This is a genomic window from Mycolicibacterium wolinskyi (genome assembly GCF_002101965.1).
In the GTDB taxonomy this organism is placed as follows: domain Bacteria; phylum Actinomycetota; class Actinomycetes; order Mycobacteriales; family Mycobacteriaceae; genus Mycobacterium; species Mycobacterium wolinskyi.
On the sequence record NZ_LQQA01000029.1, the window covers coordinates 279,250 to 304,005 of the forward strand.

Genomic DNA, 24,756 nt, shown 5'->3' on the forward strand with positions numbered 1-24,756 from the left:
CTTCCTCCCTGGCTTGCCCAAGCCAAGGGTCTCCAGGAAGCTGGTCAAAATTCAGTTGCCGCGCTCTGGTCAGTATTCAGTTGCCGCCGACAGCGCACACGGCATCGCTCTCTAGGTCAATTGGTGTCCTGCGGAGGAGACCTCACCGGAGAAAACGAGCAAATGAGTGGTCGTTGATGCGGGGTGAACTTCCCAAAGTCACCGTAGTGGCCACCGTAATGGGGAAGCCGGCATACTTCCTGGATGTATCACGCCCGCCAAGGCTTGGGTATGTGCCGGTAATGTCGCGATATGGCTACCAGCGAACTCGGCGACTATCTCCGCGGCCGGCGGGCCGCGATGGGTCCCGACGCGGTCGGGCTTCCCGTGAGCAGGCACCGCCGGGTCGCTGGCTTGCGACGGGAGGAGGTCGCGCTGCTGGCGGGTCTCAGCGTCGACTACTACAGCCGTTTAGAGCAGGGCCGCGAGCGTAGTCCCTCTGCGCAGGTCGTGGATTCGCTCGCTGACGCGTTGCGGCTGGATACCGATGGTCGGCGACACCTTTACCGACTGGCCGGCTACATACCCAGCGACACTGGTGCAGTCGACGACCGTGTCGACCCGGCGCTGTTGCAGCTGATGTCGGCATGGCCGGACAATCCGGCGATCGTCTTCAACATCGCCTATGACGTGTTGGCGTCCAATGGGATCGCCGATGTTCTCTTCCACAAATGGACGCATTCGCGAAACCTGATGCAGATCGTCTTCACCGATCCCCACGCACGTACCTTCTATTGTGATTGGCAGAAAGTGGCAAGAAATTCGGTGGCTGGCTTCCGTCTCAACCACGGGCGATCTCCCGGTCATCCGCGTATCCAAAGAGTCCTCGAAGGATTGTTGGCAACGAGCCCCGAGTTCACGGAGCTATGGGAGCGCCATGACGCGCGTGGAAAGACGCGGGAGCAGAAACTGTTCCATCACGACGACGTCGGAGAACTAACCCTGTCGATGCAGACGTTCGACGTGCGATCCAGCCCTGGCCAAGAATTGGTTGTGTACCAAGCCGAGCCCGGTTCGAGCAGTGCTGATGCGCTCAAGCTGCTGGGGTCCTTGGCTGAAACGGTTGGCACCGCGAACCATGGTCAAGCTGGCCAACGATGACCGCTGGTGCCCTGAGTTTTGGCCTGCGGTGGATTCTTCCCGGCCTTGCCTCGGCGTGCCGCGGTGATGGCTGACTGTTGGACCGTGCCCTGCTGCCCTGCAGTCACTGTCGCTGGGGTGTGCGTTGGTTGGCTGATCTCGTGTGTCCCTATTCTGAGACCATCAGATCCGTACCCGTGTTGTTGGTCCACGGTTGTGAGAGTTGAGGGCAGAGTGATCCTTGGGAGGTCACATGCTCCCGTCAGTATTCGTCGTCGGTGCGCCGGCAAATCGTCGCCCGGCTGCGCACAGGTGAACCGGTAGCCGCCGTGGCGGCCGAGACCGGAATCTGCCAGGCGACCCTGTTCCGCTGGAAGCGCCAGGCCCTCATCGACGCCGGCGTCATCGAGGGCATCCCGAGCGTGGAGGCCGACGAACTGACAGCCGTCCACAAACGCATCGCCCAACTCGAGGCCGAGCTGGCTTTGACCCGTGATGCGTGCGCCTTATTCGATGAACAGGCGGTGGTGCCCCCAAAACACCGACGCGCGATCACTGAAGGGCTGATCGCGCGAGGGCACTCCGCCTGATCTTCCTGTCGCATAACGGGATTAGCCCGATCATTGCTGCAATACCACCGACGCCGCCCCATCCCGGATCGTGAGGTTCGAAGGCTCATTGTGGCCGACACGATCGCGGAGATACACCAGCGTTCTCGTGGCACGTATGGCCGCCGCCGGGTGCGCGCGGCGCTGCTGGATGACTACGACATGAACGTTAACCACAAGCTCGTCAACTCGATCATGTCCGAACACGGGCTCTACGGGTTGCCGCGGCCGGGACGGCGGAAACCGAACCTGATCGGCGTCGACACCCCGGTTGACCTGGTAAACCGGCAGTTCGCTGCCACGATGCCCAACGAACTGTGATGCACCGACATCACCGAACACCCCGCCCGCGACGGCAAGGTGTATTGCTGTGCGATCATGGACTGCTTCTCGCGAATGATTGTGGCCCGCACCTTCTCCACCACCGCTGACACCGCCTTGGTCAACAACGCGGTCAACATGGCCGTAGAGTACCGAACGCGTAGTGGGCCAACGATTCTGCACGCCGACCACGGCACGCAGTCCACGTCCTGGAGCTTTGGGGCGAACATGCGGCGATGGGGTCTGCTCGGCTCGTTCGGCACCGTAGGCGACTGCTTCGATAACGCCGCCATGGAGTCCTTCTGGGCACGGATGCAAGTCGAACTACTCAACACCCGCCGATGGGCCACCACTATCGAACTGGCCGCCGCCATGGCCGATTACATCGACAACTTCTACAACGGCGAACGCCGCCACAGCTACCTCGGTAACATGAGCCCCGCAGAGTTCGAAACACTCTTGGACATCCACCTATTAGATCCCCAACTCGCATGATGACGGCTCGAAACGGCGGGGACAGATCAGCTGGACTCATTCAACGGGAACACGCCAAGTCCGCTGAGCTGTGGGACGCATGGCTCGGATCAAGTTATTGGAGCAGGAGAATGAAGTTCTGCGCCGGGCCACGGCCCATCTTTCGCAGGCCAACCTTCCGGGAAAGGGATCTACCCGCTCGTAAGTGAGCTCGCCGCCGACGGGATCCCCGTTGCGGTGACGTGCCGGGTACTACAGCTCGTCCGCCAGCCCTACTACCGCTGGGGGCCCATCCCATCATCGACGCGGCCGGTTGCATCCTGCACTCCGATCGTGGATCTCAGTTCAGGTCAAGAAGATTCGTGCACGCACTCACCCGTTACGAGATGGTCGGATCGATGAGGCGCCGTCGGCGACAATGCGTCGATGGAGAGCTTCCTTGGGGCCTGCTGCAGAACAACGTGCTGGATTGGCGCCGCTCGGGCACACGAGAAGAGTTGCGGATCGTGATCGTTACCTGGATCGAACGGACCTATCACCGTCGTCGGCGCCAGTCCGGACTTGGACGGTTGACCCCGATCGAGTTGGAAGCGATCATGACTCGCGGGCCAGTCAGGCCGCGTGACCGAAACTGTCACCTGATCGTGCGGCAGACTCCCCAGCGTTGACCGCTGTCGTCTGCCATGAGCTTGGGACCATTGTGCCGTACGACCGGATCCACCGCGGTGTGCAGACCTCAACACACGGTGGACAAGCCAACAGGTGGTGACGACAGACGTCGACCAACCGCCCCCACACGCCTACGTGTGTAGGACGGGCCCAGCCCTCGCTTCGATTGCGTCACCCCAGGCCTACTTCATGGCCCTAAGGCGGCGACATCGATCACATTCATCACCTGGGCAACGGAGGCGTCATCGAATCAGCTGCTCGTCACCTAAATGCCCGAACCGGGCTCCCCTTCGGAGGAGGCGCTGCGTCTCCTCGGATCGATGGCCGCCTTGTGGTTCTCCCCGGGCATCGACGGTATGTAGGCCTCACCCCGCATCAGACGGCGGGCTGAGCGGCTCAGCCCGAGAAGATCGAATGCGATGAAGGGTTTGGCATCCACCCGGCGATGAACGACACGGACGGCGGTGACGCCCGATGGGTGGCCGATCAACAAGTGGTCGGGTTTGCGATTCACGGCAACGTCTTTGACGATCGAACCTTCTATTCGGGACGCTGCGGCAAGATTGATCGCACCTGTCCCGGCGACGCTCTCATGCAGCCGATTCATGAACATCAGCCGTAGCCGCAGATCCATATCGGCATCGTCGACAGCAGCCCCGTTGAGCGTTGCATAGCGTTGTGGTGCAGCGACAAACCCGATCATTGGGAACGCCGCCGCTTCGATGTCGGCGTTCTTCCAGTCGTCACACAGTCCCATCAGCACGCACGCCTTGCCTCGTATCTCGCGGACGAGATCGAGTGGATATTCGATGCTGTCGGTGCGCACCCACACCACGGGGTTGGCGACGTCAACAAGCGACACGGCGATCTGTTCGCCGTTCTCTAAACCCATGATGTCGCGCGGACTTCCGGTCGGTAGCAGCCGGCCGCTCTTGGCGCCGATGGTGTTCGACCAGTCCATCACGATCTCGGCAGCTGTTCCCGGAACGCCCGGCAACGTGAAATCGCCTTCGACACAGGCTGTTCCGTTGCTGACCGGCACATGTGCGATCAGCATTTTGTTGGTGTTCGTGTTGTGGATGCGGACGCGGGTGACGCCCTCGGCAACGGGCACCAAACCTTCGTCGACGGCGAAAGGGCCCACTCCGGCGGAGATGTTGCCGCAGTTGCCGGTGTAGCTCACTTGATCGGATTCGATGTCGACCTGCGCGAAGGTGTAGTCCACGTCGGCGTCCGGTCTCGACGCAGGCCCGATGATGGCGATCTTGGAGGTGATGGGGCGTGAACCGCCCAAGCCGTCGATCTGTAGGACGTCAGGCGATCCCATGATCCGGCGTAGGAACGCGTCGCGGTGCGGTCCGGCAGGGGGGACATCGCGCGCGTGGAAGTACACACCCTTGCTGGTTCCGCCTCGCATCAGAACAGCGGGCACGGCGATCTGGGATGTTTGGGCCATGACGGCAGTGTGCCGCGACGCGCCCCGGCCGTGAAATGACAGAAGTTCAGCCAGACAATGCGGTAGACGCATCGAAGGCATCGACGATATGGCTGCAAAACCTGCGCGCCACCGGTGCGATGGACCGGTCACCAGGGGTGATCATGCCGATGGTCCGACGTGCGTTGTCGCCGGTGATGGGAATCTCGACCCAATCGGCCCCGAGATCGGTCGGGCCGCGCGTCTCGGGAATGATCGCCACGCCGATCCCCGCCCCGACCAATGCCCGCACGGTCGTCAACTCGGTACCCTCCGCCACGACTTTCGGGCTGAAGCCGGCTTCGGCGCAGATCCGGTCGCCCAGCTGTCGGGTACCGAACACCGGCGGGAACACCACGAAACCCTCGTCTGCCAGTTCGTCGGGTTCGACGGCCGATCGGTCGGCGAATCGGTGTGTGGCCGGCACCGCGACCATGAGTCGCTCATCGAGCAGGGGCACCCAATGTACGTCGTCGCCGGCCGGCTGCGGGCTGGTCAAGCCGACATCGAGCCGGCCTTTGCGCAGTTCATCGACCACGACGTCGGCGGGACACCCGCGCAGTTGGAACGTGACGGCAGGAACGACGGCCTGGTAGGTACTCAACAACTGCGGGACGAGCCAACCGCCGAACGAGTGCAAGAACCCCAATGCGACGGTGCCTTCGTCAGGGTCGATGAGGGCGGCGATGCGCTCTTCCGCGGTCGATATCTCGGCAATGGCTCGCAAGACATGCGCTCGGAACACCTCGCCGTAGCGGTTGAGTCGCAGACGGTTCTGCTGCCGGTCGAACAGCGGCACTCCAAGTCGGCGCTCAAGCCGGGCCACACCGCGCGACAGTGTCGGCTGGGAGATGTTCAGCTGGCCGGCCGCGTCGGTGACGTGGGGATGTTCGGCAAGGGTGGCAAACCAATCCAGCTCGCGAAGGTCCATGGTCACAGTATGCACAAAACGCATGGATCAGCGGCCAAACGGTCATTTCACATTCCCCGCACCGGGGCCGATGCTGGGTGAGCGCTACGCCACACAACAGCTACGAGGTGACCACCATGACAGTTTCGAAGTTCCTCGCGGAACGGGTCGGCGAGTTCGTTGCCGGTACGACGGTGCGAGACGTCCCCGACGAGGTTCTCGACCGTGCCCGCCACCTGATTCTTGACGCCGTCGGAATCGCATTCGCCTCGACCGGCTATCCGTTCTCAGGTGTTGCGCGCGAAGCCCTCGTCCCGTTCGGTCGCGGCGAACACGCTGTGATCGGCATGAGCGACCGCCTGTCGGCACGGGATGCGGCCACTCTCAACGGCATCCTCATCCACGGCATGGATTTCGATGACACTCACCTTGAATCCGTGGCACACACGACGTCAGCTGTCCTGCCCGCCGTCATGAGCGCCGCCGTCGAGACAGGGGCTTCTACGCGGGAGCTTCTGCTCGCTTATGTGCTCGGAGTGGAGGTGACCGCACGCGTCGGCATCGGAGCCGTCGGAGGCATGCACGCCGTCGGTTTCCACCCAACCGCCATCGGTGGTGCGTTCGGTGCCGCAGTCGCCGTCGGCCGGCTCAGCGGTTTGGATACGACCCGTTTGGCCACCGCGCAGGGCGTGGTCGGCTCGATGGCAGCGGGCCTGATGGAATTCCTGGAGGACGGGTCGTGGACCAAGCGTCTGCACCCCGGCTGGGCCGCCGCGTGCGGGATCACGGCAGCGAGCTTCGCGCGCGCGGGCTGGGTGGGGCCACCGGCGGTCTACGAGGGTCGGTTCGGTTTGTACAAAACACATTTGGCGACCGTCGCGACTCGACCAGATGCGGTGGCCGAGGATCTCGGTGCCACGTGGGAGCTGCTGCGCAGCGCGGTCAAGCCCTACCCCGTCTGCCACCTCAACCATGCATTCATCGATTCGGGGCTGGCCTTGCGTGCTGAGTACCAGATTCGGACTCAGGACATCGAAGAGATCACTGCGGCCATTCACCCGGTGTCGCGGAAAATAGTCTGCGAACCCGCTGAAGCCAAGTGGGAGCCGCGCAGTGAGTACGACGCCAAGTTCAGCCTTCCGTATGAAGTCGCCGCGGCACTGGTGCGTGGGCGATTCACCCTCGCCGAACTCGAGGAAGACGCCCTGCAGGACCGCGAGATACTCGCGCTCGCTAGGAAGGTCCGCGTGATCGACGATGCGGAGAGCGCCTATCCGGACGCCTATTCCGGCGCACTCGAGATCAGGCTGGCCGACGGCCGGGTGGTACACCATCGCGAGCAGATCAACCGTGGTCACGAACTACGCCCGCTGTCCAATGACGAGATCGTCGCCAAGTTTCGCGAAAACATCGGCCGGGTCGCCGACACGGTGACAGCCGACCGTGTGCAGCGAGCCGTGCTGTCACTCGGGGACGACGGCCCGGCCGTCGCATTCGTCGACGCCTGCCGGGCGTTGGGGTAACGCCGTGGAGTTGCACTGGATCGGTGTGCTCATCCTCGTCGTGATCTTCGCGCTGTCTGGGTTGCGGGGGCTCAACCTCGGGGTTCTGGCGCTCGTGGCGTCCTTCCTGCTTGGCTGTGTGGTATTGGGACTGCCGGCCAAAGAGCTGCTGGAGGGTTTTCCCGGCGACCTTTTCCTCGTGTTGGTGGCGGTGACTTTCCTGTTCGGGATCGCGCGGGTGAACGGCACGGTCGATCTGCTTGTCGGGTACGCGATGGCCGCGTCCCGCAACCGTCGCGCGGTGATTCCGTGGGTGCTGTTCGTCGTGACCGCCGGCCTGTGCGCGGCCGGTGCGGCCTCACCGGCCGCGATCGCCATCGTCGCGCCCATTGGCATGACCTTCGCGATTCGGCAGGGCATCAACCCGCTCTATGCCGGTCTCATGACGGCCAACGGTGCGGCCGCCGGAGCGTTTGCGCCCAGCGGAATTCTGGGCGGGATAGTGCTGTCGACCGTGCACGGTCAGCATCTTGATGTCAATTCCGGTGCGTTGTTCGCCGGCACCTTCGTCTTCAACGTCGCTGTGGCGGTACTCAGCTGGGCGGTCTTCGGTCGATCGACGGTACCTGTCGATGCCGCCGGGGCGAAGGGGACGTCGACCGGCGATGGGCACGGGACCTCGGCAACAGTCGTCACGACGGCAGCCGCAGGGGATGGCTCGGCGACTGCGACGGCAACGAGTCGCCCCGCGGTCGCCGTCGCTGATGGGGTGGATACCGGTTCGGCCGATGTGCGGACCACGCCGAGTGCCGAGCAAATCGCCACAGGAATCGGTATTGCTTCGCTCGTCGTCGGCGCCACGGTGTTCGGATTGGACACCGGCTTCACGGCGTTGACCATCGCGGCGGTTCTCGCCCTGTTCTTCCGCGAGACGGCCACGAGTGCGATGAATGAAATCGCTTGGCCAGTGGTGCTTCTCGTCTGTGGCATTGTCACCTACGTCGCACTTCTCACCCATATCGGTGTGGTCGACTCGCTCGGCGAGCTGATCGCTGCGATCGGCGCACCGCTGGTCGCCCTGCTGGCGATGTGTTACATCGCCGGAGTCGTCTCGGCATTCGCATCGACGACCGCGATACTCGGCGCACTGATCCCGCTGTCACTGCCGTTCCTGCAGACCGGTGCATTACCGGTGACGGTTGTGGTCATCGCATTGTGCGCAGCGGCCACCGTGGTCGATGCCAGCCCGTTCTCAACGGGAGGTGCGCTCGTGGTCGCAAGTGCTCCGCCACATCTGCGAGCTCAAACGTACCGCGGACTACTGCTGTGGGGAGCCGCGATGTGCGTACTCGCACCGGCGGCGGCCTGGTCGGTCGCCGCGATCCTCTCCTGATCTCCACCGCCGAAAATGACGGAGTGAAATGAGCACGAAGACAACGGCATTGCGCGACCGGATCGCCGCTGCAGCCACAAGAGGTCCGCTGATCGCGCCCGGTGCATTTGACGGGTTGAGCGCCCGGCTGGTCGAACTGGCACGATTCGAAGCTGTCTATATGACGGGTTTCGGTGCAGCCGCGTCATTACTTGGCGGCCCGGACGTCGGATTGCTGACGGCCACTGAGATGGCCGGCCAGGCGGAGCGACTCGCGACAGCTACCCGACTGCCGCTCATCGCCGATGCCGACACCGGTTACGGCAATGCACTCAACGTCAGCAGGACCGTGGCCGGATACGAGCGCGCAGGTGTTGCCGCGATCCAGCTCGAAGACCAGGTGAGCCCCAAACGATGCGGGCACATGAGCGGCAAAGCGGTTGTGTCAGTGGCGGAAATGGTCGCAAAGCTCCGGGCCGCCGCTGACACGAGGGATGATCTTCTGATCATCGCTCGGACTGACGCGGCGGCTGTCGAGGGCATACCCGCAGCGATCGACAGAGCGCGCCGATACCGCGATGCGGGCGCCGACGTCCTCTTCGTCGAGGCTCCGGAAACGGAACGCGACGTCGAGATGATCGCGGCAGCGCTGGCGACCGAGTGCCCCCTGTTATTCAACTGGGTCGAGGGCGGGCGAAGCCCGCAGCTTCCCATGTCGCGAATCGCCGAGTTCGGCTTCGCCGTCGTGCTGTATCCGATCGGGGCGCTTCTGGCGGCAACGGCAGGAATTCGAACGTTTCTTGCCGAGCTGAGCTGCGCAGGCACTCCGCCACTGTCGGCGCTGCCCGCATTCGACGAGTTCACGACGCTGGTCGGACTGCCCGAGGTGCGTGACCGTGAGGCGTGCTACGCGTGCTGAGCGAGAATTCGGTGCGCAAGGGCGAACCGGGGGCGGTCGACCATCTCGCCGTCGACACGCACGGCCGCGCCATCGACGTCCTGGGCGCCTGACAGCACACGACGGGCCCAGTCACGCTGCTCATCGGTGTAGCCCATGGCGGCGTTGATCGAGTTCACCTGAGCGGGATGCACCGCGAATTTGGCTCCCATCCCGAGGGCGCGCGCGGCGCGAGCCGAGCGGGTAGTGCCCGCGATATCGTCCAGCCCCATCTCCGGACCGTCGATCGGCGGATGAAGCCCGGCCGCGCGGCAGGCGTAGGCGAGGCGGCTGCGGGGATAGGCCAACACGGTGTCGTCCGGGCCGAGGCCGACGTCGAGGCGTAGATCGGCCGTACCCAGCGCCAGGGTGAAAACGCCAGGCGCTGCGGCGATGAGCGGAGCATTTTGCACGCCGATCCCGGTCTCGATCAAGGCGACGATGGCGAGGCCGTGATCTCCGAGATATGCGCGGGTGTCGGCCACGTCATCGGCTGACTCGGTTTTCGGCAGCACCACGCCGGCGACGCCGGCGTGGGTGACATCACCGAGCCACGCGAGGTCGGTTGCCCATTCCTGGCTGCGACGATCATTGACACGTACCCAGATCGACGGAACCACGATCGATTGAGCAGCAAGCCATGAGGAGGTCGCTTCGCGCGCCAAGGGCTTGTCGGCCGCTGCGACGGCGTCCTCCCAGTCCAGGATGACGGCCTCGGCTCCGCTCGCGGCGGCCTTGGGGAAGCGGTCGGGACGGTTGCCGGGCGTGAAAAGCCAGCTGCGCGCCAAAGGTTCAGTCACGGCCGCGACCCATCGCTCTCCGGGTCGAGTCCGGCTGCTCGCCGTGCCCGGGCATCCCAGATCGGTTGCACCCCCGCCGTTTGGGGGCCCTTGTTACGGCGGTACACCAACAACGTGCGCTCGAAGGCGATGACGATGACACCTTCCTGGTTGTAACCGATCGTGCGGACCTTGACGATCCCGACGTCGTCGCGCGACTTGGACTCCCGCGACTCGAGAACCTCGGACTCGGAGTAGATGGTGTCGCCTTCGAAGACCGGGTTGGGGAGGCGGACGTGGTCCCAACCAAGATTGGCGAACACGTGCTGCGAGATATCGCTGACGCTTTGGCCGGTCACCAACGCCAGGGTGAAGGTCGAGTCGACAAGTGGGCGGCCCCAGCTGGTCTGGCTTGCGTAGTGTGCGTCGAAGTGGATCGGGGCGGTGTTCTGGGTGAGTAGTGTCATCCACGAGTTGTCGGTGGGTAACACAGTGCGCCCCAGCGGATGCCGGTAGATGTCGCCGACGACGAAGTCTTCGAAGTACCGGCCTTGCCATCCGACAACGGGTGCACTCGACGGGGCTGCGGTCTGCTGTTCGGTCATGGATGCTTCCTTCGGTTGGGGGATCAGAGAACGACGAAGATGAGCCAGGCGGTCACTGGGGCGATGGCCGTCATCACGGCACCCCAGATGAGTAGGCCACGGTAGGCGGAGTCGCGCTGGCACTCTGGTGAGTTCGCGATGATCAGCGCACCGTTGGTGGAGAACGGGCTGGCATCGACCACGGTGGCCGCCGCGCACAGCGCTACCATCAGACCGGTGATGCTTACGGCGCCCGAGTCGAGGAACGGGATGGACAGCGGAACCAGCGCTCCCAGAATCGCTGTGGTCGAGGCAAATGCTGACACGACGCCACCGATGTAGACGATCACCAGCGCGGCGGCCAGGGGTGCACCGATGAGGGTGACGGACTCGCCGAGGGAACGCACGATTCCCTGGCTCTCCAGCAGCGACACATAGGTGACGATGCCGCAGACCATCAAGATAACCGGCCAGGCAACGTCTTTGGCGGCCTCAATAGCGCTCGTGGGATATGTCAGGGCCAGTGTGCCCGCGACGAGCAGGGCGGCGAAGCCGGTATCGAGGTCGAATACCGTGGAGCTGAGCACGAGCACACCGATACCCGCGAGGGTGACGGCCTGCGGGACAGTCACCCGCGGCCGGCCGGATGCAGTCGGCAGCGTGGTCGTCAACCGTGGCTGTACCGCCACGCCGCCACCGGTGTCGCCTTCCGGGCTCGGCCCGCTGAACGATTCTCCTGCCGCGGAAGTGAGTTGTGGGGCCTCCGAGCTGGACTGTCGCTTACGGCCCAGGACCAACCACACCACCACACTGAGGGCCGCGTTGAAAGCGAAGGTGCCTGCGAACAGGGCCATGGTGTCAACGCTCAACCCGTTCTTGGCGAGCGTGGTTCGTACGATCCCGCCCAGGATACCGATGGGCGAAAAACTGCCCGCGGCAGCGCCGTTGACGGCGAGCAACCCGGCATACAGCGGGTTGATGTGGTGGCGGACGGCGAACGTGATGCCGACGGGTGCCACGATCGCGACGGCGGCCGGTGACGCGGCGCCGATCGCGGCCAGCACCGCCGCCAGGCCGAACAGCATCCACGGGACCGCCTGCGCGCGTTCGCGTACCAACGCCATCGACGCTGCGACCAGCCAATCGACGGTTCCGTTGGCGCGTGCGATGCCGAAGAGGAACGTCACGCCGAGAAGTACGACGAAGAGCCCACCGGGAAAACCCTTGAGAACGTCGCCGACCGGAAGCCCCAGATGCAGCACCCCGAGTATATAGGCCGCGGCGAGCGCGAGCAGGCCCATATTCAGTCCCCGCAGGATCGACAGGCCGAAAACGACAGCGAGAATCGCGATTCCGACAACCTCAACCGACATGGCCGGTCTCCTTCAGCCATGCCAGCACACTGGCGGTGTGTTCGCCTAGCGCAGGCACCGCACCCATGATCGGCTCCACGCCGTGCACGGTGACGGGTGGCCGTAGGCCCACGAGCTCGCCGACGGGCGAGTCGAAGCGGCGCCATCGGTCTCGGGCGACCAACTGCGGATGCGCAGAGAACTCGTCCATCGTGCGCTGGACGGCATAGGCGATGCCGGCGGACTCGAGGCGTCCGATGAGTTCGGCGACCGGCAGAGCCGATGTCACGCCAGTGATCAACGCATCGAGTTCGGCGCGGTTCGCCACGCGGTCGGCGTTGGTGGAGAATCGCGAATCCTTGCTCAGCTCGGGCAGTTCGAGAACCTTGCCGCAGAACGTCGACCACTCCCGGTCATTCTGCAGGCCGAGGTTGACGACCTCGCCATCGCAGGCCGTGAACGGCCCGTACGGAGCGATCGTCGCATGGCTTGCTCCCGCCCTGGCCGGGCTCGCACCCCCGTACCGGGCGTAATACTCGGCGTAGCCCATCCATTCCCCAAGAGCTTCCAGCATCGAGACCTCGATGTTGGAGCCGCGGCCCGTCTGCTCACGTTCGAGCAGAGCGGTCAGGATGCCCGAGAACCCGTACATGCCCGCACAGATGTCGGCGATCGAAATGCCGACCTTGCTGGGGCTTTCAGGGGTTCCGGTAATCGAAACCAGACCCGCCTCACACTGGATCAGCAGATCGTAGGCCTTGCGGTCCGAGTATGGCCCGCCCGCGCCGTATCCACTGATGTCACACGTGATCAGCCGGGGATGGGTGATGCGAAGCTCATCCGCAGCGAGGCCGAGCCGGGACGCGGCTCCCGGCGCCAGGTTCTGGACCAGCACATCGGCGCGGTCCACCAGCTCGTGCAGCGTCCGGTTGCCCTCAGGAGACCGGATGTCGAGTTCGACGCTCTCCTTGCCTCGATTGGTCCATACGAAGTGACTGGCCATGCCGGCCACGGTGCGGTCGTAACCGCGGGCCAGGTCCCCGACGGCGGGCCGTTCGATCTTGATCACCCGGGCGCCGAGATCGGCGAGCTGGCGCGTCGCGAACGGTGCGGCGATCGCCTGTTCCAGGGATACGACGACGATCCCCGCGAGCGGCCGACCGCGACGCGGCGAGTCGGGGCTTGAGCGCGGTGCCGACATGGCATGTCTCCTAACGTGTAGGTCCTTTTTCGGTCTCGCCGGCCGGTGGGCTGTGGCGTCGATATCAACGAATGTGATGCACGGCACCGCTGTTGTGAAATGACGCATTGCCTGACAGACCATTCAGGTCGCGTATAAGGTCAGCTTGTGGAGGTCCGCGAGCTGTTCTGGTTCCTGAAACTGGCCGAGACGGACCATGTGACCGATGCGGCAGCCCAACTGAACATCACGCAACCGACACTCTCGCGAGCGATCGCGCGCCTCGAGCGTCGTCTCGGTGTTCCGCTCTTCGATCGCAAGCAGAACCGGTTGCGGCTCAACAAGTACGGTGAGGTGTACCGCGCGCACGTGATCCGGGCCATTGCCGAACTAGATGGCGCTGAGGAGCGCATCGCCACCCTCATCGACCCGAGCAGCGGCACCGTGGCCGTCGGTTTTCTGCATTCATTCGGCGGCTGGCTCATCCCGACATTGCTTGCCGCGTATAAAGACGTGGCACCGGCGACGAGTTTCGAACTACGCGGTGCCGCAGCCGATGTCGTGATCGATGAACTGCGTAACGGCCGCGTCGACGTGGCGTTCGTCAGCCCGGAACCAATTGCCGACGACCTGGCATGGGTGCCGATCGGTGAAGAAGACCTCTATCTGATCGTGTCACGTGATCATCGCCTCGCCCGCCGCAAGACAGTCCGGCTGGACGATGTGAAGGACGAGGATTTCGTCGGGCTCACCCCGCAGTACGGGCTACGCCAGGTGACCGATCGAATCTGCGCTGACGCCGGCTTCACGCCGCACTGGGTGTTGGTGTGCACCGAGGTCAGCACCCTGCGTGCGCTGGTGGGCTCCGGGCTCGGTGTCGGCGTCGTCCCGTCCGCGCACGGGGCTCCCAGCGAGTCCGAAGCGACCGTGTTGCTCAAGATCCGGGACCAGAGGGCGACGCGACCCATCGGAATGGTCGTCGATGTCACCCGGGCACATGCTCCCGCGGTGCGGCGTTTCATCGACTTTGCCCGTGCGAAGCAAGATCCACAGTCATAACTGCAGCGGATGCGGTGTCCTGAAAAGGAGGCACCTTTATCGCTCGCCGAGCTTCCTTCCCTGAGCCGCCGTGATGAGCAGCGAATTTGTCGCAGTTCCTTGCTGGATACCGGGGGCCACCTGTTTACAGCGATAGGCTTTGGATTTGCGGAAGGAACATGTAAAGAAGTTTGCAGAGATCGATACGCTGGTTGTTATCGAGGAAGCCGGCTGGACAGGGCACGTCGACGACTTGGACTTCCTGTGTGTCTATTCGGGTTGTGTGAGTCGACCGTTCACGATTGTTGCGGCGACGTCGGCACTGCGTGCGGCAAGAGGCAGGCTGGGAAGCTTGAGCGCCGCGTGTCCGCGCGGTCGTCGGGTTGATCTCGACCGCGTCGAACTGCTTACCGACAGTGAATCGGGTAGGTGTCGGCTGCTGCCCCCCAATAAGGCGGGGCGCGTTGACCGCCGTGGACGCCGGCATGCCACAGCTCGTTTGGGGTCAAAACGCCGCGGCGCTGCAACTCAAGCCGAGTTCCTCCCATGGACTACTCGGCCAGCGTTGGGAGGCCGCAGCAGATCAGCCGCCATCTGCGTCGGCGTTTCCCGACGATCCATCGATGCGGTTGTACCATGAGAGTATTTATAGGGCTGTTTACCAACCGAATTCGCGGTTCCTGCGACCGTCGCGGCTAGCGCCGCACCGACGTTCACCGCTGCGCACCGGCCAAGACCATCGCCGCGCCCACCAGTGCCAGCGACCGCGGTTCCAACAGCCGATGCTGACCATTTACGACCGGCCCTTCCCGCCCTTCGACCGGTCAGAAGCCGGGCACCGGGGGGCGACCTCATCATCGGCGACAACCACCTGTCAGCGATCGCCACAATGGTCGAGCGCCAGACCCGGATGCTGCGACTGGTACACCTGCCGCACGCTGACTCCGACTCATTGCACGCGGCGTTAGTGGCCCGCATGCAGGATCTGCCGCCGGCGCTGATGCGGTCGATCACCTGGGATCAGGGCACCGAGATGGCCCGCCACCTCGCCACCGCTGAAAAGCTCGGCGCGCCGGTCTATTTCTGTGACTCCCGATCGCCCTGGCAACGCGGCAGCAATGAGAACACCAACGGGCTGCTGCGCGACTATTTCCCCAAGGGCGTCACCCTCGCCAACTATTCGCTAGGGCACCTGATGGCAGTCGAGGACGACCGCATGGTCCTGCAAGACCGTTGTCCCGCCGACCTATTCGCGGCCCTGCTAGCCTCGCGGAATCCCTCGGTGTTGCGACGTTGACTGGAACCCAACCCGGAACTACCTGCTCACTTTTCGCCCGGAACCGACACGGCGAGCCACATGAAACGGATCTAGTTATGGAGTTCGGCAAGTCACAACGTACCGCCACGTAGGTGTCGAAATCGCCATCCAAAAATGCAAAATCGGCCCGAAAAGTCGCTGCAGCGCAGGAAACGGTAGGGTCTAGAGGCTCAGGAGACGACACGAAGGATTGCAAACTGTACGTCTGGCGGAACGAGCGTGACAGCCTGCGTGTTAGACCTGAAACGATGTCACGCATATTGTTTCGTGGACGACCGTCTGGTTTTCGGATCCGCCAGATCGATGGCAAGATTTATGCGCCAACTCCGTGGCAACGCGAGGAAAGATGTAGGTCGGGTGCCAGTCGTCCGCCATCGCGAGTGGCAACCTACAGCTCCTCCGAGGAACAACGCCGCCGTCAGTCAGCGCCACCCTGCCCGTCGTCCTCGTCGGGCGCTGCTGTCGTGCCGGGCGTCGGCTGATTGCCGCGCCGAGGCAGCTTGCCGCTGATCGATAATCAGTGCGTGACTGGAACACTGCGATCGGGTCGTCTGCTCGCCTCGGTGGTGGCGCTCGTGCTGGCAGCCAGCGGATGCCAGGCGCGTGGCGAACCGGTCGGTCCAGCAACCCAGAGCGCTTCACCGCAGATTCACGGCCCGCTGATCGCCTACACCGTTCCGAGAACCACCCCGTGGTGGGATTCCGGGGAGGTGAGTTTCGTGCTGGCACAAGGCTCGACGCCCGTTGCGACCTGGAAGACACAGGTTGGCCCGTCGAGGTTCGTAGGTATGGGCGCACCGGGCTTCACCACCGACGGAAAGTACGCGTACGCGCAGTACATCGACGAACAGGCCGGGCGGTACCCCTATGACGGTGCCGATATGCACGCCCGGCTGGTGTGGATAGATGTGGTGAGCGGTCAGACACATGAGGTGGACATCCCGGCCCAATCCCGCACCAATTCTCAACGACCGAGCCGACCCGGCACCCCCTATCCGTTACAGGGCAGCACGGTCGTATGGCAGGCCACGTCGTCATCGAAGGCTCCCGACGGGCAGGTGACGCTGATGCAGCTGGATCTGAGCCAGCCGGATCCGGCGCCGAGCATCTTGCGCACGGTCGAGTTGCCGCCGCGCAGTCCCGATCAACAAACAGTCCCGGCCGAACCCGGCGACTTCACCGGAAATGTGATCGGCGCCGGCCATGGACGTGTGGCTATCGTCAAGAAGTACGGAGACGACAGATTTACCCAGGCCGACCGCCTTTTCCTCGTCGACTCCGACGGCACCGTCCGCGCCGTTGCCCACCAACCCACCCGGCAGTGGGTATCCGCGATCTTCAGTCCCGACGGAACCCGGCTCGCATTTGAGACCGGCAACACCGCCAGGCCCGACATCTGCGACCAACACCAAATCACAGTGTTCGACACTGCGACGGGTCGCCAAGCTGCCGGATTTCCGCCGGGCCCTTTCGATGCGACTCCCAGGCCCTACTTCTACGGCAACCAGAGCGGCGCCGTTTGGTGGACGCCCGACGGGCAGCTGCGGGCCACCGCCAGCGCCGAGTTGTGCCCGACGAATCGGTCCGTGTCGACACGCGACGGCGGGGTGTGGGAGCTCAACGGCACGAGCTGGAAACAGATCGCCCCGGACGGAACCTACCGCGAGTACCCGCTTCCCCACGGGGACGCGGTGGTTATCACCCGAGCACCCCGGCCGCCCGACGATCAGCAGCGCAATCAATCACCCAGTATCACAAGCGTGTTCATACGCCGGGGCGGTCAACGCACCCACATCACAGACGTGGAAGCCACCTCCGTGGCTGTAGCTCCGACCCAGCTCTGACAGCACGCTGAGCTCGTGGCTCGACTCGATGCGTGGCACCCCAAATACACGGTGAGTGACGAGCGCTCGTTCGTTCACGGGTTGATGGTCGGTTCGCCGACCTGCCGACCCCAGACGTATTCGGTCAGCATCGGTTGTCCGAGTTCGAGGTGGTTGTAAGGTGCGATCGAAGCGCCGGTATCCATGACCAGGTACGGCATCGGCCAAAGGTCACGAGTGATCGATTGCCAGCATCCTGGTCGGCCTTCCGGCCCTCCTTTGGCGTTGACCCGAGGCAAGTTATCCGGATACACATAGGGGTTGCCCACGCCGACCAGCAGTGAGTTGGTTTGGCCCGAATAGCCGTTGCCGCCGAGCATGTCGCCCAGTTTCGGCGCGGCGTCATGGTAGTTGCGGATGGTGCAGTACAGGGCCGGGCTGTGGCGGTCGAATGTCGCGCTGACCGGCAGCAGGTCCTGGTTGCCGCGGACCAGGTAGGGGCCGCTGCGCTCGAAAATGTCGCCACCGGTGTTGCCGAAGCCGACCGCGGCGACCAGCGCCTGGTCCAGGTTGCCGCGCTGCTGGTTGACGGTGCGGGCGGTTGTGACGGCGTTGGTCAGGCCGTCGAACAGATCGGGGGCCGCGTTGGCGTAGACCTCGCCGAGATCGGCCAAACCGGCGATGTCACGACGGCTCTGCGACATCCGCGGGTTGAGGTCGGTCAGGATGTCGTTGCCGTTGACGATGGACTGGCCGAACTTGTCACCCAGCCCGTCGAGGGCCTGCGCGGTGGCGGTCAGGGTTTCGTTGAGCTTGATCGGATCGATCTGCTGTGAAATCGCGGTGATGGCCTCGAACAGCGTGTTGAACTCCGTCGTTACGCCTTGGGCGTGAATCGGTGTCCCGGGCGTCAACCGTTGCGGCGACGGGTTATCCGGCGACAGGAACGAGACGTACTTGTTGCCGAACACCGTGGTGGCCTTCAGTTCAGCGGTTACGTTCTCCGGGATCAGTTTCAGGTACTTGGGTTTGATGTCCAGGGTCAGCTTGGCGTGCAGCTTACCGTCGACCTCTGCCGCGTTCACGGCGGTGAGCCGGCCGATTGGCACCCCGTTGAACGCCACTTTGGACCCGGGGTCCATTGCGAGGCCTGCCCTACCGGAGTAGACAACCAGTTCGACGTTGTCGGCGAACGCACCACGGAACTGCATCCACACCAGTGCGAGGACCAGTGCAACAACAAGACATAGAGCGAAGCCGGCCAGCTTGTAGGGAGGCGTGTTTGACGCACTACCGATGTTTCGGGATTTTCGCATCATGCTGCATCCTTTGAACACGCTCGTGCCGCCGCCTCAGGTAGGTCCAGGCACCAGGCATTGGCGTTGCCAGCGCTCTCGGTGCTCGTGTTTTCTGCGTTGCCGCAGCAGCTCTCGATGGCATGGCGCAAACGAGAAGTTGAACGCCTTGCCTTGAAGGGACGGTTGTTATCGGCGGGTGCGCCGGGGGTCCCGGCTGCCGTGATGTAGTAGGGCTACTCGAGGCGCGCGTAGCTGCTCATGCTTGTTCCGAAGCCGAAGAGGTAGTAGTTCGAAGCTGTTGATCGTCATCGTGTTCCGTCTCGGGGGAAGCACCCGTGGGCCACGTCGGCATCCGCTCGAACGTCTCGGACTTCTTCAGGCCGACCACTAATGCTAACGTCGAGATCTGCTTAGCAGCGGTCTGTTCCACAGTGCCGGATCCTGTTTCCATTCATAGCGGTCGCGAGGATGGCAGTGCACTGCGAGTGCCGATGTGTCCTGTCGATTCACAACGTCCGGCTTGCTTCGAGAATATCGATCGGGCCGATATCGGGACGCTTTCGGAGTTCGGCTTCGGGTACGCCGTCGCGAAACATGCTCACGAATTCGTCGGGATCGAATTCAACGCCGATCGGGTTCTTTGGAAACTCAGCCGCCAAGAATTCGTTGACGTCGTCATTCGTGGCGAAGTTGTCAACCTGCAGCTCGATCTGGTTGTTGTCCGGATCGCGGTAGTAGAAAGAGATCGTAGGTCCGTGATTGATCGACCAATATGGCTTCACCGAAGCGGCTTTCAACCTTTCGTAGGTGTCGACGAGGTCGCCCAGACTGTCGTACGCGAAGGCGATGTGGTCGACACCGATTGCCATCGGGGGGCGGTCCGCCAACATAGGAGCGTTGACGACCGCGATTCGGTGGTGTTCGTCGTCGTAGGTGAGAAAGCAAATCTTCCCCGACGCGTCGAATTGCACGCGCGCGCCTAACACGAGCTTGTACCACGCGACTACAGCGTCGTACTGAGTCGTCCTGAGGACGACGTGGGCGAGGCGTGCCGGACTAGCTACGACGGCGGGCTCGCCGGCGCCGGGCGTTACGTGTTGTTCCATTGTGGCCCCACTCCTGGTCCTTGACCTTTACCGACCGTGCCGATGAACGATCGTGGTAGTTGATCTCTTGACTCGCTTGGTCTGCCGGCGAACGTAGACAGCAGACGGCTCTGATCAGTTAGGGCATCGACGAACCCAACAACAGCTGTTGTGAGATATAAGCACAACAATTGTTGTCAAGGCAAGGCTCCTTTCGGGAAGGGCTTGAGCCTCGGGGGCGGTGTTCACTCGGGCTGGTTCGCCGCCTGGTGAAGGCTTGCAAAAACAACAGGTGTTGTGATTGTGTTGAACAACACGCGTTGTTCCGGTGTCGATGTCCCGGTCAGGTAAAGGAGCCCAGCGATGTCCAAGACTGCCGGCAGTGCCGAGAGTCGCGGGATGGCAACCACGTCGGTCGACACGTCTGCGGTTGAGGAAAGCAAGTTGTGGCCAAGGTATGCAAGCCCCGACGACCTCGCCGATATCGAGGCCGTTCCGTTTACCGAGCGGGGTCTGCCTGATTCGACTTACTCGCTTCTGGTGCGGGCTGCCGCGCTCTGGCCGCATCGGAATGCACTGACGGTCATTCCTGATGCCGGCCGGTGGCGCGATCCCCTGCAGTGCAGCTACTCTCTGCTACTCAGTGAAGTGCACAGATACGCCAATCTCTTGCACTCGGTGGGCATCCGACGCGACGATGCGGTGGCGCTGATCGCGCCTAACTGCGCTGAACTGATCCCCGCAACACTTGCCGCTCAGGTGGCCGGAATCGCGGCACCGATCAACGGGGGTTTGTCCCGGACTCACATCAAGGAGCTCCTACGTCGGTCGGGTGCTCGCGTTCTCATTGTGGCTGGTCCTGACTTGTCCGATTCGACGTGGCAGCTCGCCAGCGGGCTCGCCAGCGACGGCTTGCTGGATACCGTGCTGGTACTACGGCACACTCGGAGCAACTTTGGGGGCGACTCGATGCCCGTCATCGACGACGTACGCTTCGGATATCTGCATGAGCTTGCAGAAGAGCAGGATCCGTCCGCATTCGTCGGGGAACCGCCCGTGGGGGCGGATCTGGCTGCTTTGATTCACACCGGTGGAACCACCGGTGTCCCAAAGTTGGCGGCTCAACGGCATTCAGCTCAAGTCGCGAACGCGTGGATGATCGCGGCGGCTCCGCTCTTTGGCGAATACGCGACCTTGTTCTCTGCGTTGCCGCTCTTCCATGTGAACGCGCTTGTGGTCAGCGTTCTCGCGCCAATGTTCAAGGGGCACACCGTAGTATGGGCGGGGCCACTCGGTTACCGGGACCCGTTGCTGTACCCAGTATTTTGGAAGCTTGTCGAGCGGTACCAGATCTCTCTGATGAGCGCGGTTCCAACGGTATACGCGGCACTCGCCGAACACCCGGTCAACGCCGATATCAGCTCCCTTCGCCATGGAATCGTCGGGGCATCGCCACTGCCTCGCGCCGTCCGGCAGCGGTTCGAGCGCGGCATCGGGGTTACCTTGGTGGAAGGCTACGGGCTTACCGAAGCAACATGCGCCAGTGCGCTCAGCTTTCCCCGAATGCTCCGGGAAGGTTCGGTCGGACAGCGGTTTCCGTACCAGAACGCCAAGATCGTTGGGATCGATGAAGACGGTCGTTGGCATGATTTGCCGACTGGCGCAATGGGGGTGTTGGCGCTCAGCGGACCAACGCTGTTCGCGGGATACGTGACGGGCCAGGATGATACGGGTGCTCATCAGCTCGACGGCCTGAACACTGTCATCGACGGATGGCTCAACACCGGTGACCTGGCACATCTTGACGCTGAGGGATTCATCTATCTCCATGGCCGGGCGAAGGACCTGATCATTCGCGGCGGACACAACATCGACCCCGCCGTTATCGAGGAAGCCTTGATGACCTGCCCGGGGGTCACCGCAGCTGCCGCAGTCGGCCGACCCGACGCCCATGCCGGCGAGGTTCCGGTCGCCTACGTCACGTTGGCGGCGGGGGAGTCCATCACCGAAGACGACATATTGGCATGGGCGGCCGGCCGGGTCCCAGAACCAGTTGCCATACCAAAGTCTGTGACGGTACTGGAGGCGCTTCCTCTCACCGCCGTTGGCAAACCTTATAAGCCCGCGCTGAGGGCTGATGCCGTCCGACAGGTACTCGTCGATGCACTCGTGGGCATACCTGGTGTCGAGTCCGTCGCCACCACCGTCGACGAAGGCGCGATCCACTCGGTCATCGAGTTGAGCGAGGCTGCCGACGAGACAAAAGTAGCTGAGATCCTCGATCGATACCCGTTGCAGTGGAGAGTAATTCGTACTGCCGAGCGGCTGGCGTGACTCATGACGGAATTCCACCCCTAGAAACGACTCAGCACGTTGCAGCGAAAGGTACATCTATGACTCAGAGCAATGATCCGGTGATCATCGCCGGCGGTGGCCCCGTCGGTATCGGCACAGCACTGGAATTAGCCCGCCACGGCGTGCGCACGGTGCTACTTGAGGCCCGGAATCAAGGTGAGTACAACCTTGCCCGTACGAACCTGACCAATATGCGGTCCATGGAACACTTCCGCCGGTGGGGTATCGCCGATGATCTGCGGAGCAACGACCCGGTGGAACAAGAGTTCGCCCGCAGCGTCACGTACGTGACCGCACTCAACGGTCACATCGTGCTCGACCTTGCGCAGATGGTGGCCTTCGACTTTCGAATTCCGTTCTCGTCGGATCGCCCGGTATGGGCGCCCAACGATGCTATCGAGAAGACGTTCCAGGACGCAGCCGTTGGCAACTCACTGATCGACATCCGATTCGGTTGTAAAGTAACGGCATTCGAGCAGTTCGCGGACGGCGTTCGCGTGGACTATGAGGACGGCAGCGGTGCAACGGTGACAGCTTCCGCGGATTACCTCATTGCGGCCGACGGCAGCCGCAGCTCTATCCGTAAGTCACTTGGTGTGCGAATGGAAGGCATCCCTGACCTCGCTCAGTTCAGCATCTGGAACATCCATGCACCGACGCTGAAGGATCAGATCGAGGTCGGGAAGTCCTCGTTCGTCCTCTTCGTCAACGAGCACCGCGACTACGCGATGTTGATTCCGCAGGGCAATGGTCACTACGAATTTGGTTTCGCCGTTGAGGCCGCTGACGGGGACAGCTGGCCTCTCGCGCAACAAGCGCTGTACCGCAATGTGGGGTTCGAGTTCGACGCTGACCCGGTGTCCGGTGGCGCTGTGACGATACGTTCCCTGCTCGCACCGAACTTCCGGTATGGAAGAGTCCTGTTGGCCGGCGACGCCGCCCATCTCATCTCTCCCATGGGCGGATTCGGGATGAACCTTGGTATCGGGGATGCGGCGGATCTCGGCTGGAAGCTGGCGGGCGTGCTCCAGGGGTGGGGTGGCCCGGCATTGCTGGACTCCTATGCCGAGGAACGCCGACCCGTCATCGCCTGGATTCAAGACGCTTGCCTTGTCAACACGGAGAGAAGCCCAGCGTCGTTCGCACGTGACAATATCTCGGCGAGTACCCCAGAGGGCGCGGCGCTGAGAGAAGCGGTCGGCGACGAAATCAGGCTTGTCAAGCAAGCGGAATTCCAGAGCTTTGGAGCACAACTCGGATCGCACTACCACGGGTCTTCGATTGTGGTCTCGGACGGTACGGAGCCGCCGGCACTGACACAGGGGATCTACGAGCCGAGTGCGACCCCGGGGTGCCGAGCCCCGCATGTCTGGCTCGACGACGAGACGTCACTCTACGACCGGTTTGGAGTCGGGTTCACGCTCCTAGTCACCGGCGATCAGCCGATCGATACGTCGTCGTTCGAGACCGCTGCCAAGGAGCGTGAGATGCCACTGGATATTCTGGCTCTCAGTGCGCCGTCCATCCGCGAGCTGTACGGGAAAGCGCTAGTGCTGATCCGCCCCGACCAGCACATCGCGTGGCGGGGCGATAGCCTGCCCGCCGACGTCGGCGCGGTGCTCGACGCTGTGCGAGGTGCGGGGGCACTCCTGACCAGGGAGTCAGCGTGAACGCGGCCTACGATCACGCTTCGGAGGGTAGCGCCGAGATCGGTGGAATCCGTTGGGCTTACACCGACCGGGGGAACGGTCCGCTGGTGGTGTTCCTACACGGAACCTTTGCCAGCGGTGCCATGTATCAGGATGTGATACTCACACTGCAGGACCGATACCGTTGTGTAGCAGTGGATCTGCCCGGTCATGGGCGCAGTGGCTTCAATCCTGATGGTTGGACTCTGGAGGACGTTGTGGAGGGCGTCGGCGCACTGATCTCCACGTTCGATGCAGGCCCGGCCACACTCGTCGGACTATCGCAGGGCGGGGCGGTCGCGATGCGGGTCGCACTCAGGTACCCGACTCTCGTCGGTGCATTGGTGACTCAAGGGGCAGGACCTGATGGGCCGGCCCGAGAGGCGGTGGACGCGATGGCAGCTTTCGGCCGCGCCCTCGCGGAAGCCGATGGCGAGCGGCGCCGTGCCGCGGCGGTCCAGATACAGCCAGCGTTCCACGCATCGGGCTGGGTTCAGGCGCATCCGCAAGCGGCCGAGCAGGAGCTGTCGGTGATATTGCGGCACGATCGACGGGCCGTGGCACTCGTCGCTCAGGTGCCCGGCACTGCCGACAGCATCGAAGAGCAGCTCAATCAGATCACCTGCCCGTCATTGATCATGTGGGGAGACGAAGATCCCCGCGCGTTCTGGGGCCCGAAAATGGTTGCCGCGATGCCTGCGGCCCAACTCGTCATCGTCGAACACGCTGGACATCATCTGAACTCAGACGCACCTGAGGTGTGTGCACGTGAGATTGGCCGGTTTCTGGATGAAGTCCATGCGGGACATGCCGCCCCGCAGAGCTCCGAACGTGCGTGATGTCTAACACAACACCTGTTGTGAGGGATTA

Annotated in this window: 20 protein-coding genes and 2 pseudogenes; 14 read left to right on the plus strand and 8 right to left on the minus strand. The window is 63.3% G+C overall.

Annotated features, from left to right (window positions below):
• The first annotated feature begins 291 nt into the window (after window positions 1–291).
• From AWC31_RS22545 to AWC31_RS37945, 5 genes and pseudogenes are all read left to right on the plus strand, one after another.
• Window positions 292–1,140, plus strand: coding sequence for a helix-turn-helix transcriptional regulator (locus tag AWC31_RS22545; protein WP_085146177.1), 849 nt, complete (start codon window positions 292–294; stop codon window positions 1,138–1,140).
• Window positions 1,141–1,391: 251 nt separating this feature from the next.
• Window positions 1,392–1,709 (plus strand): annotated as a pseudogene (locus tag AWC31_RS22550) (transposase); the annotation flags it as partial.
• Between the two features lie 90 nt (window positions 1,710–1,799).
• Window positions 1,800–2,048: an IS3 family transposase gene (locus tag AWC31_RS36930; protein ID WP_165766035.1), complete on the plus strand. Its 249-nt coding sequence runs from the start codon at window positions 1,800–1,802 to the stop codon at window positions 2,046–2,048.
• Window positions 2,049–2,057: 9 nt separating this feature from the next.
• A complete protein-coding gene (locus AWC31_RS22555) occupies window positions 2,058–2,543 on the plus strand; it encodes a DDE-type integrase/transposase/recombinase (RefSeq protein WP_110775214.1) in 486 nt (161 codons plus the stop codon).
• Window positions 2,544–2,628: 85 nt separating this feature from the next.
• Window positions 2,629–3,190, plus strand: a pseudogene (locus AWC31_RS37945) (integrase core domain-containing protein); the annotation flags it as partial.
• A 266-nt stretch (window positions 3,191–3,456) separates the two neighbouring features.
• Here AWC31_RS37945 and AWC31_RS22565 read toward each other — a convergent pair.
• Window positions 3,457–4,647 carry a 2-methylaconitate cis-trans isomerase PrpF family protein gene (locus AWC31_RS22565; RefSeq protein WP_085146179.1) on the minus strand — a complete coding sequence of 397 codons (1,191 nt, stop codon included), beginning with the start codon at window positions 4,645–4,647 and terminating at the stop codon, window positions 3,457–3,459.
• A gap of 46 nt (window positions 4,648–4,693) precedes the next feature.
• Window positions 4,694–5,596, minus strand: coding sequence for a LysR family transcriptional regulator (locus AWC31_RS22570; RefSeq protein WP_085146180.1), 903 nt, complete (start codon window positions 5,594–5,596; stop codon window positions 4,694–4,696).
• A 116-nt stretch (window positions 5,597–5,712) separates the two neighbouring features.
• Here AWC31_RS22570 and AWC31_RS22575 point away from each other — a divergent pair, with 116 nt between their 5' ends.
• Genes AWC31_RS22575 through AWC31_RS22585 form a run of 3 tightly spaced genes read left to right on the plus strand, consistent with a single transcriptional unit; the run spans window position 5,713 to window position 9,368 of the window.
• Window positions 5,713–7,098: an MmgE/PrpD family protein gene (locus tag AWC31_RS22575; RefSeq protein WP_085146361.1), complete on the plus strand. Its 1,386-nt coding sequence runs from the start codon at window positions 5,713–5,715 to the stop codon at window positions 7,096–7,098.
• 4 nt (window positions 7,099–7,102) lie between these two features.
• Window positions 7,103–8,470 carry an SLC13 family permease gene (locus AWC31_RS22580; RefSeq protein WP_207626406.1) on the plus strand — a complete coding sequence of 456 codons (1,368 nt, stop codon included), beginning with the start codon at window positions 7,103–7,105 and terminating at the stop codon, window positions 8,468–8,470.
• A 28-nt stretch (window positions 8,471–8,498) separates the two neighbouring features.
• Window positions 8,499–9,368, plus strand: coding sequence for an isocitrate lyase/PEP mutase family protein (locus AWC31_RS22585; protein WP_085146181.1), 870 nt, complete (start codon window positions 8,499–8,501; stop codon window positions 9,366–9,368).
• Here AWC31_RS22585 and AWC31_RS22590 read toward each other — a convergent pair.
• Genes AWC31_RS22590 through AWC31_RS22605 form a run of 4 tightly spaced genes read right to left on the minus strand, consistent with a single transcriptional unit; the run spans window position 9,356 to window position 13,302 of the window.
• On the minus strand, window positions 9,356–10,186 hold the full coding sequence (locus tag AWC31_RS22590; RefSeq protein WP_165766037.1) for an HpcH/HpaI aldolase/citrate lyase family protein: 831 nt from the start codon (window positions 10,184–10,186) through the stop codon (window positions 9,356–9,358). The genes AWC31_RS22585 and AWC31_RS22590 overlap by 13 nt on opposite strands.
• A complete protein-coding gene (locus AWC31_RS22595; protein ID WP_085146183.1) occupies window positions 10,183–10,770 on the minus strand; it encodes a MaoC family dehydratase in 588 nt (195 codons plus the stop codon). The genes AWC31_RS22590 and AWC31_RS22595 overlap by 4 nt, the downstream gene beginning before the upstream one ends.
• A gap of 23 nt (window positions 10,771–10,793) precedes the next feature.
• Window positions 10,794–12,122 (minus strand): SLC13 family permease, encoded by a 1,329-nt coding sequence (locus AWC31_RS22600; protein ID WP_085146184.1) that lies wholly within the window; start codon window positions 12,120–12,122, stop codon window positions 10,794–10,796.
• Window positions 12,112–13,302, minus strand: coding sequence for a CaiB/BaiF CoA transferase family protein (locus AWC31_RS22605; RefSeq protein WP_085146185.1), 1,191 nt, complete (start codon window positions 13,300–13,302; stop codon window positions 12,112–12,114). Before AWC31_RS22605 ends, AWC31_RS22600 begins: the two co-directional genes overlap by 11 nt.
• Before the next feature lie 147 nt (window positions 13,303–13,449).
• Here AWC31_RS22605 and AWC31_RS22610 point away from each other — a divergent pair, with 147 nt between their 5' ends.
• The 3 genes from AWC31_RS22610 (at window position 13,450) to AWC31_RS22620 (ending at window position 17,481) form a co-directional block, all read left to right on the plus strand.
• Window positions 13,450–14,340 carry a LysR family transcriptional regulator gene (locus AWC31_RS22610; RefSeq protein WP_085146186.1) on the plus strand — a complete coding sequence of 297 codons (891 nt, stop codon included), beginning with the start codon at window positions 13,450–13,452 and terminating at the stop codon, window positions 14,338–14,340.
• An 868-nt stretch (window positions 14,341–15,208) separates the two neighbouring features.
• Window positions 15,209–15,616, plus strand: coding sequence for an IS30 family transposase (locus AWC31_RS37950; RefSeq protein ID WP_234816955.1), 408 nt, complete (start codon window positions 15,209–15,211; stop codon window positions 15,614–15,616).
• Between the two features lie 545 nt (window positions 15,617–16,161).
• Window positions 16,162–17,481, plus strand: coding sequence for a hypothetical protein (locus tag AWC31_RS22620; protein ID WP_085146187.1), 1,320 nt, complete (start codon window positions 16,162–16,164; stop codon window positions 17,479–17,481).
• A gap of 74 nt (window positions 17,482–17,555) precedes the next feature.
• Here the strand turns inward: AWC31_RS22620 and AWC31_RS22625 are convergent, their stop codons facing one another.
• Both AWC31_RS22625 and AWC31_RS22630 read right to left on the minus strand, forming a co-directional pair.
• Window positions 17,556–18,776, minus strand: coding sequence for an MCE family protein (locus tag AWC31_RS22625; RefSeq protein WP_085146363.1), 1,221 nt, complete (start codon window positions 18,774–18,776; stop codon window positions 17,556–17,558).
• Between the two features lie 488 nt (window positions 18,777–19,264).
• A complete protein-coding gene (locus tag AWC31_RS22630; RefSeq protein ID WP_085146188.1) occupies window positions 19,265–19,864 on the minus strand; it encodes a VOC family protein in 600 nt (199 codons plus the stop codon).
• A gap of 378 nt (window positions 19,865–20,242) precedes the next feature.
• Between AWC31_RS22630 and AWC31_RS22635 the strand changes: the two genes are divergently transcribed.
• The 3 genes from AWC31_RS22635 to AWC31_RS22645 are packed head-to-tail and all read left to right on the plus strand — an operon-like array spanning window position 20,243 to window position 24,725.
• Window positions 20,243–22,177: an acyl-CoA synthetase gene (locus tag AWC31_RS22635; RefSeq protein ID WP_085146364.1), complete on the plus strand. Its 1,935-nt coding sequence runs from the start codon at window positions 20,243–20,245 to the stop codon at window positions 22,175–22,177.
• A gap of 59 nt (window positions 22,178–22,236) precedes the next feature.
• Window positions 22,237–23,868 carry an FAD-dependent monooxygenase gene (locus tag AWC31_RS22640; protein WP_085146189.1) on the plus strand — a complete coding sequence of 544 codons (1,632 nt, stop codon included), beginning with the start codon at window positions 22,237–22,239 and terminating at the stop codon, window positions 23,866–23,868.
• Entirely contained in the window at window positions 23,865–24,725 is an 861-nt protein-coding gene (locus tag AWC31_RS22645; RefSeq protein ID WP_085146190.1) for an alpha/beta fold hydrolase, read from the plus strand. The genes AWC31_RS22640 and AWC31_RS22645 overlap by 4 nt, the downstream gene beginning before the upstream one ends.
• Window positions 24,726–24,756: the final 31 nt, after the last annotated feature.

Coding starts and splice junctions, on each gene's coding strand:
- AWC31_RS22570 (WP_085146180.1), bottom strand. CDS start 5,596: ATGGACCTTCGCGAGCTGGATTGGTTTGCCACCCTTGCCGAACATCCC.
- AWC31_RS22625 (WP_085146363.1), bottom strand. CDS start 18,776: ATGCGAAAATCCCGAAACATCGGTAGTGCGTCAAACACGCCTCCCTAC.
- AWC31_RS22605 (WP_085146185.1), bottom strand. CDS start 13,302: ATGTCGGCACCGCGCTCAAGCCCCGACTCGCCGCGTCGCGGTCGGCCG.
- AWC31_RS22565 (WP_085146179.1), bottom strand. CDS start 4,647: ATGGCCCAAACATCCCAGATCGCCGTGCCCGCTGTTCTGATGCGAGGC.
- AWC31_RS22585 (WP_085146181.1), top strand. CDS start 8,499: ATGAGCACGAAGACAACGGCATTGCGCGACCGGATCGCCGCTGCAGCC.
- AWC31_RS22575 (WP_085146361.1), top strand. CDS start 5,713: ATGACAGTTTCGAAGTTCCTCGCGGAACGGGTCGGCGAGTTCGTTGCC.
- AWC31_RS22640 (WP_085146189.1), top strand. CDS start 22,237: ATGACTCAGAGCAATGATCCGGTGATCATCGCCGGCGGTGGCCCCGTC.
- AWC31_RS22635 (WP_085146364.1), top strand. CDS start 20,243: ATGGCAACCACGTCGGTCGACACGTCTGCGGTTGAGGAAAGCAAGTTG.
- AWC31_RS22630 (WP_085146188.1), bottom strand. CDS start 19,864: ATGGAACAACACGTAACGCCCGGCGCCGGCGAGCCCGCCGTCGTAGCT.
- AWC31_RS37950 (WP_234816955.1), top strand. CDS start 15,209: ATGGTCGAGCGCCAGACCCGGATGCTGCGACTGGTACACCTGCCGCAC.
- AWC31_RS22545 (WP_085146177.1), top strand. CDS start 292: ATGGCTACCAGCGAACTCGGCGACTATCTCCGCGGCCGGCGGGCCGCG.
- AWC31_RS22600 (WP_085146184.1), bottom strand. CDS start 12,122: ATGTCGGTTGAGGTTGTCGGAATCGCGATTCTCGCTGTCGTTTTCGGC.
- AWC31_RS22595 (WP_085146183.1), bottom strand. CDS start 10,770: ATGACCGAACAGCAGACCGCAGCCCCGTCGAGTGCACCCGTTGTCGGA.